Annotated in this window: 10 protein-coding genes; 2 read left to right on the top strand and 8 right to left on the bottom strand. The window is 60.7% G+C overall.

Annotated features, from left to right (window positions below; all coding sequences use genetic code 11):
- Positions 1–617 precede the first annotated feature (617 nt).
- Positions 618–929: a hypothetical protein gene (locus JQ641_RS36375; protein ID WP_212001922.1), complete on the top strand. Its 312-nt coding sequence runs from the start codon at positions 618–620 to the stop codon at positions 927–929.
- Positions 930–1,099: 170 nt separating this feature from the next.
- Here JQ641_RS36375 and JQ641_RS36370 read toward each other — a convergent pair whose 3' ends face one another.
- The 6 genes from JQ641_RS36370 to JQ641_RS36345 form a co-directional block, all read right to left on the bottom strand.
- Positions 1,100–2,359 (bottom strand): TRAP transporter large permease, encoded by a 1,260-nt coding sequence (locus tag JQ641_RS36370; RefSeq protein WP_249151143.1) that lies wholly within the window; start codon positions 2,357–2,359, stop codon positions 1,100–1,102.
- Positions 2,360–2,409: 50 nt separating this feature from the next.
- Entirely contained in the window at positions 2,410–2,937 is a 528-nt protein-coding gene (locus tag JQ641_RS36365; RefSeq protein ID WP_212001920.1) for a TRAP transporter small permease, read from the bottom strand.
- 35 nt (positions 2,938–2,972) lie between these two features.
- Positions 2,973–3,878 carry a TRAP transporter substrate-binding protein DctP gene (dctP, locus tag JQ641_RS36360; protein ID WP_212001917.1) on the bottom strand — a complete coding sequence of 302 codons (906 nt, stop codon included), beginning with the start codon at positions 3,876–3,878 and terminating at the stop codon, positions 2,973–2,975.
- A gap of 94 nt (positions 3,879–3,972) precedes the next feature.
- Entirely contained in the window at positions 3,973–5,004 is a 1,032-nt protein-coding gene (locus JQ641_RS36355) for an L-idonate 5-dehydrogenase (protein ID WP_212001913.1), read from the bottom strand.
- A 24-nt stretch (positions 5,005–5,028) separates the two neighbouring features.
- Positions 5,029–5,796 (bottom strand): SDR family oxidoreductase, encoded by a 768-nt coding sequence (locus tag JQ641_RS36350; protein WP_212001910.1) that lies wholly within the window; start codon positions 5,794–5,796, stop codon positions 5,029–5,031.
- 171 nt (positions 5,797–5,967) lie between these two features.
- The gene (locus tag JQ641_RS36345; RefSeq protein WP_283815264.1) at positions 5,968–6,633 is read right to left on the bottom strand and encodes a glutathione S-transferase family protein; all 666 of its coding nucleotides are present in this window, start codon (positions 6,631–6,633) and stop codon (positions 5,968–5,970) included.
- Between the two features lie 76 nt (positions 6,634–6,709).
- Here JQ641_RS36345 and JQ641_RS36340 point away from each other — a divergent pair, with 76 nt between their 5' ends.
- Entirely contained in the window at positions 6,710–7,069 is a 360-nt protein-coding gene (locus JQ641_RS36340) for a hypothetical protein (protein WP_212001907.1), read from the top strand.
- A 156-nt stretch (positions 7,070–7,225) separates the two neighbouring features.
- Here the strand turns inward: JQ641_RS36340 and JQ641_RS36335 are convergent, their stop codons facing one another.
- Positions 7,226–7,669 carry a hypothetical protein gene (locus tag JQ641_RS36335; RefSeq protein ID WP_212001905.1) on the bottom strand — a complete coding sequence of 148 codons (444 nt, stop codon included), beginning with the start codon at positions 7,667–7,669 and terminating at the stop codon, positions 7,226–7,228.
- 119 nt (positions 7,670–7,788) lie between these two features.
- Positions 7,789–12,432, bottom strand: coding sequence for a beta strand repeat-containing protein (locus JQ641_RS36330; RefSeq protein WP_212001903.1), 4,644 nt, complete (start codon positions 12,430–12,432; stop codon positions 7,789–7,791).
- Between the last annotated feature and the right edge of the window lie 45 nt (positions 12,433–12,477).

Raw genomic sequence — 12,477 nt, 5'->3', positions numbered from 1 at the left:
TGGCCCTCGCCAGGCCTTGCTCCGCAACCGTTCGAATCTTAGGTCGCAGATTTAGGTAACGATCGAGCAACGGACACCCCGCACAAGTGTCCTCAGACTTCTTTCCTGGCGAGTGTTACGCGAAAGGCACAAGGACAGGATCTTCCCTCATAAAATGGAAGCACTGCTCTGCGTCGTTTGCAGTGCTAGGCGCCTTGCGATGGCGATGATCGCGAGAAACATCGAAGCCGAGCCGGCACGGCTGGAGCCCAGGCTGCGACGATGCCGGCCTCTGCTGCGAAGGCCATCGAAAAAGATCAGGCAGCCGACACTACCGCTCATCGCGATGCGTGGTTGTCGTCACCGGGACTTCAGCAACCGAAGTCGTTTTGGCACCTCAGGCTCTGGAAACGCTCAGGGCGGCGCCACTGTTCATGGAAGGAAAAAGCCCCAGCTCGGAGGCTTGCGAGCTGAGGCCAAGGCTTGCTGGACCAGATGCGCTGAAAGCCCAGCGGCGTGAGCATAGGCTCGGGTCGCCCCCTCATCTATCATCCGTTTGATTTACCTCGAATTTTCCAAACACAGAGGATTGCAACAGGGTAAGGTTCCATACCCTTTTTTTGCGGGAGTTACTCCGCATGCCTCGCTCCCCGTCCATCGTGCCCCATCGCGGCGATCACGACATCTATCTCGTGCTAAACGATTTTGGCAGGCTCGGACGCGCCTGGTGCGAGGCAGACGAGGAAGGCACCGACCGCGAGGCTGTCATCCGCCGTCTCCTGGAAGACCAGTTTAGCCATCCGGTGCGGATCGTCGCCTTCAATACAGCCGAGGGCTGGTCGCGCGACGTCACGGTGGATATTGCCGACGAGTTGCGCCGGCGCTTTCCTGAATTCGATGAGGTGCCGCTCTCGGTGCAGGAGTTCCTGGAAACCGCTGTCCGGCGCTGAGCCGTAGCGGGACCATTGTCGTCCTCAACAATCACACCGCCGAAATCGAGGGAACTCAGTAATCCTTCTTGAGTATACCCAATCGGTCATGTTGCGTTTCGCTTAAACCAAGGGAGCCTGGCGATGCGGCCAGGACGATCCTTTGCCGGTACCCTGCCAGGTCTCATGCGTTACAACGCCTTCGTCATCCAGGTCGCCACTCCAGGCACGAGATAGACCAGCGCGAGAACTGCTATGCTGATGACGAGGTATGGCACGACCGCCTGGAAGATATGCCCCATCGATACTTGAGGCGGCGTCACCCCCTTCATCGTCATCAGCAACAGGCCGTGGGGCGGCAGCAGCATTCCCAGTTGCATGCAGATCAGGAACAGCACCCCAAACCACACCGGGTCGATCGCAAGTGAGTTCACCAGCGGCATGAAGATGGGAAGCGTGATCAGCATCATGCTGACCTGATCGATGAAGACGCCGAGCGCGATCAGGATCAACAACATGACGATGACGAGAGCGTTGGCCGAAAGCCCGCTTTGCGTGATGATGTTGACGATGCCATTCGTGGCGCCGGAAAACGACAGTATTTGAGAAAAGGTCGTTGCTCCGATGATGATGAAGAGAATCATCCCGGAAATAAGCACCGTGCCATGCAGGGATTGCCACAGAACTTTCGGCGTCAACGCTCGGTAGACTCCCGCGAGGACGATCGTCGCGAAAGCGCCGATCGCAGCAGACTCCGTCGGCGTTGCCCAGCCGGCCACCATCGCACCGACGACAAGCCCGAAGATCGAAACCAGCGGCACCACATAGAGGACGAGCGGACTGAACCTCGCCCATCCGCTGTATTCCTTGAAATCGCTATCGGGCGCCAATTCCGGCTTGAACAACGTGCGCAGGATAATCCAACCGACGAAGAGAACCGAAAGAATGATGCCCGGCATAACTCCCCCGATGAGGAGCTTGGAGATCGAAATGCCGGAGAGACTCCCCAACAGAACGGCAAGGGCGCTCGGCGGAATCAGCATATCGACCGCGCCGATCGCCATGATGGGGCCCGTTGCCATCGTGGGATGATAGCCCCTCGACAGCATGATCGGCACCATCAGGCTGCCGAGCATCGCCGTCGTTGCGATGGTCGAACCCGAAATCGCGCTGAACACGGTTCCCGCCACGACCGCGACCACCGCAAGTCTGCCCGGGACGTGCTTGATAACCCTCTCGATGCCGTCGATGACCTTGACCGCCAAACCGGTGTGAAAAAGCACTTCGCCCATCAGGACAAAGAGCGGAATCGGCGTCAGGGAGAACGTGGTGATCGAGGAGACCGAGCTGCGCACGAGCTGGGACAGGCCGGCTTCACCGGCCATAAAGAGGAAAGCTCCGATCAGATTGATGAGGAGAAACGCGAAGCCGACCGGCAGTCCGGCGAACATCAGAACGGTTGATCCGCCTAGCAGCAACCAGGCGGCCGCTTCCCAACTCATCATGACACCGACACCTGCTCGTTGCGCGGCTGCCGAGGTCCGTCGAGAAGGCTTCGCAGCCGGAAGATCGCCTCGAGCGACAACAGCACGAACACACACGGCAGCGGCGCCAGGCTCCACCACTCCGGATAGACGACGGTCTTGATGAGCATGGCGTCGCTGCCCGCACTGCGCGCGGTAACAATGAAGCCGTACCAGACAATCGCGAGGCAACAAACGAGCATCGCGCAGGCAGCAAGCAACTCCATCAGCCAGCCGATCCGCGCCGGCACCATGTGGAGCAGGAGATCAATCCGGATATGGCGACCGCTTCGCAACAGATATGGCGCCACCAGCAAGGTCATCAGATAGATCGCAGACTCAGACAAGTCGCTGGCCAAGGCAAACCCTCGGGGCATCCCGGGCACGGCCACGTTGCGAAGGAATACGTCAACGCAAATGGCCAGCATCATCCCAAACAGCAACACACATGCCAAGGATACCAACGCGAGGCAAAGTTTGCCAATCGACCGATCCAGCACATCCATAGATCACACTCTCGACACTGGCGGATGTCGCAATATCAGCGATTGCCGAACAATGCTTTCAGCTTTTCAGCATGCGCCGGACTCGCCTTGATCGCAGCGGCCCAGGCGACGCTGTAAGCAGTATCGACGAAGACCTTCGCTTTGTCGCCATCCAGCTTGATCGTCTGGATGCCGGCATCCGCCTGTCGCTTTTCCTCATCGACAGCGTACTGCTTCCAGAAGCCGTTGCCTGCCTCCAGCTCCAGCGCCATGCCATTCAGGAGTTCGCGCTGCTTCTCGGTAAGGCTCTTCCATTTGTCCAAATTGACGATGATGGAAACCTCCGCATCGTAAAAGCCCGGATCGACGCGAAATTTGGTGTGCTGCTGCCAGTTCAGGTCGAACAACCCGCCGATCGGCCAGCCATAGCCATCAACCACCCCTCGCTCCAGCGCCGTATAGACTTCACCTGGCGCCGTCGTGACGACATTCGCATTGAGCGCCTGAAAAAACTCGCGATAAACCGGCGTGATCCGGATCTTGAGGCCGGTAAGGTCCGCCTTGTCGATCTTCTTGTTGAGATAGAGATGGAACGGCTGGTTCTCGACCATCCGTGCCAGGTACTGCATGTTGGCTTTCTCGTTCCACACCTTGTTGATGTAGTCGAAGGCCCCGTTCTTCCGTTGTTCGGCGACAGACCTTTCAGTGAGCTTCAACATGTCGGATTCGGGCATGACGTTGGTGTAAAAGGCCCCGGTCGACATGGCGATATCGACGACCCCCGTCTTCACGGCATTACCGACTTCAAATGTGGGAATGGCGCGCGGCCCGCCAATGAAGTTTATCTGCAGGACCCCTTTGCCGCGCTCGTTTACCGATTTCACCCACTTCAAAAGATGGGAAACGTAAAAGCTGTTTTCCGGAAAGGCCGACACGAGACGCAGCGACACTTCCTGCGCCATTGCAGAAGCCTGAAACAGGATCAGGCAAGCCACCGCAGCCAACAGACGTACGAGCTTCATTTTGTACTCCCCCTATTATCTTTGTCCGATATCTTCAGAAGCTTAGCTGAACCTTCATGGATCGGCTGCGATCTCCCGCAACCTCGAAGGCGTGTATCGCCTCTTCCAGTCCAAAAACACCGGTCAGCAGCGGCGCCAGATCCACCCGCTTCTGGTTGATGAGGTCGACGGCGAGACCGAATTCTTCATGGAAGCGGAAGGTGCCGCGCATCTCAATCTCCTTGGCCACCACCATGTTCTGCGGGATCGAAACGTCGCCGCCGAGGCCGAGCTGGACCAGGATGCCGCGCGGCTTGAGCACCTCCAGCCCCGAGCGGACCGCCCGTTCGTTGCCGGACGCCTCGAACTGGACATCGAAATAGCCCTTGTTGGCCGAATAGGCGCCGAGCTGATCGGGGGCGTCAGCGACATTGATCACCCGGTCGGCGCCGAGCCCAAGCGCTTTCTGGAGAACCGCGGCCATGACGTCGGTCGCAACGATCTCCCGCGCACCGTGCAGACGTGCCGCCACAATCGCCAGGGCGCCGATCGGGCCGCATCCCGTCACCAGCACCCGCTTGCCGAGCAGCGATCCGGCGCGGTTGACCGCATGCAGGACAACTGCGAACGGTTCCGCAAAAGCCGCCTCGTTGATCGAGATGCCGTCGGCGACCTTGTGGCATTGCCAGGCTTCCGCGACGAGGAGCTGGCGAAACGCACCCTGGATATGCGGCATCGGCATCGCGCTGCCGTAGAAGCGCATGTTGAGGCAATGGTTCTGCTGGCCCTTCAGGCAATAGTCGCAGGCGTTGCAGGGCCGGCTCGGCGACACGGCGACGCGGTCGCCGATCGCAAGCCCCGATACCGACGCCCCAAGTGCCTTGATGGTCCCGGCCACTTCGTGACCGAGGATCATCGGCTCGCGCACCCGCACCGTGCCGAAGCCGCCATGGTTGAAATAATGCAGATCCGAGCCGCAGATGCCGCCGGCCTCGACGGCGATCTCGACCTGTCCCGCGCCGGCGGCCTCGGGTTCGCGTTCCTCGACCCGCAGATCGCGGGCGGCATGGATGACGACAGCTTTCATGGTGGAACTCCCGCGGCGCCAACCTTACAGACTGGTGGTGATTCCGCCATCGACATAGAGCGTGTGCCCGTTGACAAAGGACGACGCCTTGCCGGACAGGAACACGGCGGCGCCGACCAACTCCTCGACATTGCCCCAGCGTCCGGCAGGGGTTCGCTTTTCGAGCCAGCCCGAGAATTCCGGATTGTCCACCAGCGCCTGGTTGAGCGGGGTCTTGAAGTAACCCGGCGCGAGCGCGTTGACCTGCAGGCCGTATTTGGCCCAGTCGGTGCACATGCCGCGGGTCAGGTTCTTGATCGCCCCCTTGGTTGCGGTGTAGGGCGCAATGCCCGGGCGCGCGAGCTCGCTCTGCACCGAGGCGATGTTAATGATCTTGCCCCGGCCGCGCGGGATCATGTGGCGGGCGACGGCCTGGCCGACATAGAACGCGCTCGAAATATTGGTGGCGAGCAATTGCTCCCATCTCTCGACGGGAAAATCCTCCAGCGGCGAGCGGAACTGCATGCCGGCGTTATTGATCAGGATATCGATCGGCCCGGTATTCTGCTCGATCGCCCCGACGCCATCCTTGGCGGCCTGCGCGTTCGTGACGTCGAAGCCGGCGAGCGACACCTTGTGTCCGGCGGACTTGAGCTTCGCCCCGGCCGCCTCCAGCTTGCCGGCGTCCCGGCCGTTGAGGACGATCTCGGCGCCGTGTTCGGCAAGGCCCTGCGCCAGCGCGAAGCCGATGCCCTGCGACGAGCCGGTAATGAGCGCCCGTTGGCCGGTCAGTTGGAAAAGTTCAAATGCCATGTAACGACCCCTGCTGGCGTCGGGGGCAACAGCTTACCGCCCGAGCGGCTCCTTGATACCGCTCAATCCAGGCCGCAGGAAGGGGCGGAATGGATGTAGCTTATCGATAACCCGCCTGGACCGTGTCGCGGCTCATGATGCGCGTTGGCGCCTGGGGTGAACGGCGCTCGGCTATCTCACGGCTGCACCGAGCCACCCCGGCACCGGTCGCCCCTCACTCGACAGATAACGCGCCAGCGCGGTGACAACCGGCATCACCGCGGGCCGCGAGGTCATGCGCTCGCGCCACGCAAGCAACCTCGGTGTCTCCTGCCCCAGCACCGCTCCCATGCGTTCGCCGAACAAGGCAGCCATGTAGAAGGCAATGTCAGCGAAGCTGTAATCGCCGGCGAGCCATTCGCGATCAGCCAGAAGCGCATCCATCTCCAGGTAATAGCGTGACGCACGTTCACGTGCTGCGACTGCGGCCGGGTCGTCGGGCGTGTCCTGCAGTCCCATCAACTTAACGACGTGCGGGAAGTAGATTTCATCGGACTTCATCTCGAGCAGGCGTGCGGCGGCCCGCGCTGCCGGCTTGCGGGGCCACAGCGGCGGCGCCGGTTGCACGTCCTCCAGGTACTCGAATATTTGTGTCGAATCGAAAATCTCCACGTCACCGTCGATCAGCACCGGCACCTGCCGCTTCGGATTGACCCGCAGCACCTCGGGATGTTTCGGTTCGTAGCCGCGGTCGCGATCGTATGACACCATGACGAGCTGGAAATCGATTGCCTTCTCGATCAGGGCGATCTGGACCTTGGCGCCAAACATGCTGAGCGGTCCGGAATAAAGGATCATCATTTTCAACTTCTTATTATTTTGAGTGACCGAGTGGGATGAACGCTTGCGCCATGGTCCAATGCATCACAGTTTGATGTCAACGCAAAAACCGCAGGAGACCCGTGAAGTGACCGGAGTCTGGCCGGATACGCGCGGCGGGCGATTACCGATTCTCGACCAATTCGAGGCTTGCGAACTCGCCGAAATCGATACGTCGGAATGGTACGTGCCAAGCGCAGATGAGGGTCGCCAACTGGCGCAGGCCGGAGATCGGCTTGGCGTCTATCTGATGGCCTATCGCGCCCGGCACGAAGCGGAAGTGGGTCGGGGTCTTTGCAATCGGATCGTCGCAGCGCGTCTGGATCCTGCCGCTCTTGATGAGATCCTTGAGATCGAGAGCGCCTTTCCTGACGTGGCGATCGTCGCCTACGACCGTCCGCTGCGCCGACGCTAATTGCGTTGCCGGCAACGGCGTTCGGGGGTCTTTCTCTCTCCTGCTTTCTTGAAAAGCCGCCAGCGCTACCGGTGGACAGCACCTACGAGAGCTCTGCCGACCAGTTCCTGGCGCCTCCGACGCTGGCGTCCAGTAAAGAGGTTGCCGGGCGCGGCCTTATTGGCTGTCGCGATCGGCGAGCAGCGCGTCCGCGCTCTTGGTCAGCCCCTCAGCCACTTGCTTTGCAGCATCCGGGCTCAGCGCATACCCTTCCTGGTTTTCCAGCCGGTGATTGAGAATAAGTAGGACCAGGCCCCTGCCCTCGGTGTCCGCCGTCACGGCGAAGGTCTTCGGGACTTCAAACCTGACTTCATTCTGGTTGCCCCCCGAGCGAGCATTTCGCTTGGGTACCATGGCGGAGCCCGCACCGGGAACAGCCACTGCAAGGGTCGACCCAAGCGTGCTTCGCGCGCTGACCAGCGCATCGATAAAATCGTCGACACACTCGCGCGCAATCTTGAGCTCCACGTCGCCAATATACTTCCCGCTTCCACCGACGATGACCTCCTTCCGGTCGTCCGAGAGCCTGGATGACTTTACCTCGCTGATCCTGATCGCCATTCATGAACGCTCCGGGCCAGGCCTGCCCCTATCCTGATCATACTCTTTCTCGCGTTCTCGGGCCAATCGTCGGGCATCGCCCCGTCAGTTGCGCACTGCAATGCTTCTGTCGAACGCTGCTAGATCAGATCATCACGGTATGACAGAAGTGTACCCGTCGTGGCGTCTGCCGCAAATGTGAAGCCGTCCGCAGAGTAGTCGCCGAGCAACGAGATGTTGGCGGTGTGAACGCCGTCGCTCACCGTTAGGGTTCCGCCGGTCTCCTCCGAATTCTCAACGTAACTTACGTTGGTGCCTTCTCCAAACGTGACATCGAGCAGATGGAGCTGATCATCCTCGTTAAATCCCGAGACAATTCCGCTGAAGTCGAAGGAGTCGCCGAGCCTGAGCGTTCCAGTCGCTTCGGCATCAAACGTTACGTTTACAGATGAGGCTGCTTCGAACTCGATCGTGGCTACACCATCGATCAATGCAGTGCCGCCAGTTACGCTGCCGTTGAGCGTGATGTCTGCTCCATTCGCCCACAGCAATCCGGAGTTATCGAGGTTGCTGTCGATCACCAGCCCGCCGCTGCCGGTCGCTTCGAGTGTTCCGGAGTTAAGAACTGTGTTTGCACCGGTATCGATTTCGAGTGAATTGGTGCCGGTGGCGATGATCGTGCCTTGGTTGACCAGGATCATCATTCCGTCACCAAGGTGGCCTGCGCCGGAGATCGTGTTGTCCACGTTCGTCAGCGTGACGTCCGAGACCGTTCCGGTGATTACGTTTTCGGAGCTATCAGACAGGATGACCTGCCCGGCGCCTTCTAGCGTGATGCCATACTGGATAAGCTGAAGGTCGGTTTCGGCACCCGTCGAGTTCAATTCGATCGTGCCGGTGTTTTCGATGATGCCGCTCAGCGGCAGAATCGCGCCATTGCTGATCACCATGTGGCCGATGTTCTCCGTGACCGGTGTCTGGTCGAAGACGAAGTCATCAGCGGTGAGCGAAGCGGCATCGATCCCATTCAGCGTGATCGTTTGACCGTCAGCGAGCGTGATCACCGCGTTGCCGGCCGCGTCGTTTGCCGTATGCGCCTGGATGTCGCCGAAGCCAGTGAAGTCGGCATAGCCAATCAGATCGATCTGATCGGAGGCAGCGTCGAAGCTATAGATCACATCATGGCCGATCGGCTGGGAGAACACGAACAGGTCTTGGCCGCTGGAGCCGGTCAGGTTGTCGTCGCTGGAGATGGCGAAGATCGGATTGCCGGGGGCAAAGGCTTCGACGTTGTCGGTGAGCACCGAGAAGCCGTCCGTGCCATCGGCGTTGGTCCAGGTCATTGTGACGCTGAGTGCCATGGCGCCTGCGAACTCCGCGGGCGTGGTAACGGTGAGCGTGGACACGTCACTGGTCCGGACCGTCCAGGTGCCATTTCCGTTGTCCGTGCCCTGGCTCACCATCCAACCGGCAGGCACGCCACAGATCGTAACGGTCACTTCCCCGGCAGCGTCAGCAGGATATTCGAGTGCCAGGTTTATCGGTGAGCCGGCCACACCGGCAGGCGCCACCACATAGTCGGCGACTATGTTGGGAGCACCAACAGCGGTCACGCTTGTGTAGTTGCTGAATCTTGCAACGAGCGTTGCCCCAGCTCCACCCCCAGTGTCATTGGCATCGGCGTCGTAATACAAGGCGACCTGATCGGTGCCAGCGACGTCTGTGTAGGCCAGGACAAACACACCACCGTTGAAGGTGCCATTCTGGGCGTCCAAGCGAGTGTCGATTTCGCCCGCCGTGTCTACGTCGTTCGTATTAGTGAGATTAAATCTGACTAGGTCGGCTCCGGCAATACTCGTTCCGGCTCCACCTAACCCGGCCGTCGTAACCGTGACGATTGAGTTGAAGCCGTTGCCGCTGCCCGCATAGCTAAATCCGCTCAAGTACAACGTATCATCGGCGGTGACGAAGTCATTGATCACGTCTGAGCCGCTAGTGTTCGTGAGGACGAATGTGTCGCTGCCGGTGCCTCCCGTTAGGGTGTCCACACCGCCCGCGCCGACCAGCAGATCGTTGCCGCCGCCGCCGTCGAGGGTGTCCGCGCCTGCACCGCCAAACAGCAGGTCATTCCCAGTATTGCCGGTGTGCGTCGAACCGTCGCCATCAGACACGAGGATCGTGTTGACGCCAGCCGCCGATTGGGCAGACGCGGAGTCCGCATCTGTCAGGAGGAGCGTGTAGGGCGAGGAGCTGAGCGCATAACCGCCGAACGTCGCGCCGCCAGAGAAGGTCAGGAATTCGACCTGGTTGGTAGCAGCATTGTTGAACTGGCTCGTCACCGTAACGGTGGTGCTGGCCACCGCAATGCTGAGATTGCCCGCATTGCTGGTGGTGCTCGTGTCGCTGAAGCTCAGGGTCGTCAAAGTTGCCCCGGCGGCATTGAACGCGATGGTGTCGGTGCCTGCCCCCGTTGAGCCCGCGTCGCCATTTTCATTGAGCGTATCGCCGTCATCAGCCAGGTCGAAGACGTAAGTGTCGTCACCCGCACCGCCGCGCAATTGATCATTGTCGTCACCGCCGACGATGAGATCGTTTCCGCCTGCACCGTTGATGGTGTCGCTGCCGTCATTGCCAAACAGAAGATCTTTTCCGCTGTTGCCGCTAATCGGGTTGGTGCCGCCGTCGTCCGCCATGATTGTGTTGACGCCGGCGGCAGCACTGGGAGCGCCGTCGTCATCCGTGCTGAGCGTGTAGGGAGACGAGCCCAGGCTATAGCCCGCGAAGGTCGCTCCACCGACGAAGGTGAGCGTTTCCACGGTGTTGCCGGCTGCTGTATCAAAGTGACCAGAAACGGTAATCGTATCTGTTGCCCCATAGGCGATGACCAGATTTCCATTCCCGGTACCATTGCTTGTATCGGAAAAGTTCAGGGTCGTGAACGTTGCGCCATTGGTGCCGATTAAGATCGCATCCGTCCCGGACGTTTCAGTAATCGTGTCGCTGCCATCCCCCGAGCCGCGGAAGGCATAGGTGTCATTCCCAGCGCCGCCATTCAGCGCGTCTGTGCCGGTATAGCCAAAGATCACATCGTTGCCTGCCGTGCCGGTGATGGCAGGGTTTTCCGTCGCATTCGGGCGATCGATCGTTGCCGTAACCGCGGGGCTGCTCGCGTTGCCCACACCATCGATCGTTTGGTAGCTGAACGAACCGTCGGCTGTCGCATCATCGTTGAAGGTGATGAAGCCGGTGCCCTGCCCGCCATCGGTGTGAGTGACAGAGGTCGCACCTGAAGAGCCCGCGACTGGTCCATTCCTTGCGTCCACAGCGCCATTGGCTGTGTCGTTCAGCAGCAGCAGCCACTCAGGAATTTCGATGGTGTCGTTGTTGGCGAGAATTGTCTCGCCGGTGCCTTCGTGTACCGGCGTGACATCGAAGATCGCCGTATCGGTCGCGATTGAGAATGCCGTCGAGCCACCGGCGGGCGTCGGGTCAGCAAAGGCGCCATTGGTCCCGGTGTCCTGGTCCCAGGCCCGGAACGTAATGTTGGCTGCGCCGTCGTAGTCGGCATTTGGCTGGAAGTAGAGCCGTGTATTGGCATCCGCAGCGAGAAGCCGAGCCGAGTCATCGGTAACTGCGCCGAGCGCGTTCCAGTTCGTGCCACCGTTGATGGAGTAGAACCACGTGCCATTGGCTGTGTCAGCTGCGATCACCGCAATGCCGGTGACTGTGTCGTCGACGTCGGTGACATTGTCGAGACCACCAGCCGGGGAATTTAGATCGACGAGTTGCGAAACCAGCGTGCCAACGGCACCCACCGGCGCACCCGCATCCTCTGCGACCGCAGTCCCGGCCGGCGTTGCCGCCGCATTGAGCACCGGTGCGTCGTTGGTGCCGGTGATGGTGAACGTGACGTCCTGAATGGCGGAGTCCGTCGTGCCATCATTGACCCTGACCTGGTAGGTGATAGTCAGCTGTTGACCTGCTTGCAGGAAGTCGAGGTTAGCTGCCGCGGGATCGTAGCTGTAGCCGATGTTGACTGCACTCCCGGTCGAGGTCGTGCCGGTGAGCGTGAAGGCACCGCCAGCAGTCAGCGCCGCAGCGCCAGCCGGTAGCGAGAATGCGCCGCCATTGAGCAGCACCGTCGGGCTGCCAACCACCGAAGCGGTCAGCGTGTCGCCCACGTCGAGGTCGGCGACCGAGAAGGTGCCGTTGATCGCAGCCAGATCCTGCGCCGAAGCGCTGGCCAGCTCGGCCACTGCCCCTGGATTGGTCGTGTCGCTCAGCACCGGCGCATCATTGGTCCCGGTGATAGTGAACGTCACGTCTTGGGTGCCTGAGTTCGTCGTGCCGTCATTGACCTGCACCACATAGGTGATGGTCAGGCTCTGGCCTACGCGCAGGAAGTCGAGGTTGGCTGCCGCCGGATCGTAGTTGTAGCCGATGTTGACGGCGCCGCCATTCGAGCTCGCCCCGGCGACCGTAAAGGCCCCGCCTGCCGTCAGCGCCGCAGCCCCCGCCGGCAAGGTGAATGCACCGCCGTTGAGCAGGACCGTCGGGCTGCCCACAATGCTCGCCGTCAGCGTGTCGCCAACGTCGTCATCGCTGAGCGAGAAATTACCGGTGATCGCCGCCAGATCCTGCGCCGAGCCATTGCTCAGTTCCGCAACCGCCGTCGGGTTGGTGGTGTCGCTCAGCACCGGGGCGTCGTTGGTGCCGGTCAGCGTGATCGTCAGCGTCGCGCTATCGCTGTCCCCGTTCTCGTCGGTGACGGTGTAGTTCGCCACCACGACCTCGGTGTCGCCCTCGCCCAGATGCTGGTAGGCGGCATT

Source organism: Bradyrhizobium sp. JYMT SZCCT0180 (assembly GCF_018130165.1).
Classification (GTDB): domain Bacteria; phylum Pseudomonadota; class Alphaproteobacteria; order Rhizobiales; family Xanthobacteraceae; genus Bradyrhizobium.
The sequence above is the reverse complement of the archived record's forward strand: the minus strand, read 5'-3'. Positions and strand labels throughout refer to the sequence as shown.

Excerpts from the sequence above, each read along its gene's own strand:
- JQ641_RS36370 (WP_249151143.1), bottom strand. The coding sequence starts at position 2,359 with ATGTTCGCCGGACTGCCGGTCGGCTTCGCGTTTCTCCTCATCAATCTG.
- JQ641_RS36375 (WP_212001922.1), top strand. The coding sequence starts at position 618 with ATGCCTCGCTCCCCGTCCATCGTGCCCCATCGCGGCGATCACGACATC.
- dctP (WP_212001917.1), bottom strand. The coding sequence starts at position 3,878 with ATGGCGCAGGAAGTGTCGCTGCGTCTCGTGTCGGCCTTTCCGGAAAAC.
- JQ641_RS36350 (WP_212001910.1), bottom strand. The coding sequence starts at position 5,796 with ATGGCATTTGAACTTTTCCAACTGACCGGCCAACGGGCGCTCATTACC.
- JQ641_RS36340 (WP_212001907.1), top strand. The coding sequence starts at position 6,710 with ATGTCAACGCAAAAACCGCAGGAGACCCGTGAAGTGACCGGAGTCTGG.
- JQ641_RS36365 (WP_212001920.1), bottom strand. The coding sequence starts at position 2,937 with ATGGATGTGCTGGATCGGTCGATTGGCAAACTTTGCCTCGCGTTGGTA.
- JQ641_RS36335 (WP_212001905.1), bottom strand. The coding sequence starts at position 7,669 with ATGGCGATCAGGATCAGCGAGGTAAAGTCATCCAGGCTCTCGGACGAC.
- JQ641_RS36355 (WP_212001913.1), bottom strand. The coding sequence starts at position 5,004 with ATGAAAGCTGTCGTCATCCATGCCGCCCGCGATCTGCGGGTCGAGGAA.
- JQ641_RS36345 (WP_283815264.1), bottom strand. The coding sequence starts at position 6,633 with ATGATCCTTTATTCCGGACCGCTCAGCATGTTTGGCGCCAAGGTCCAG.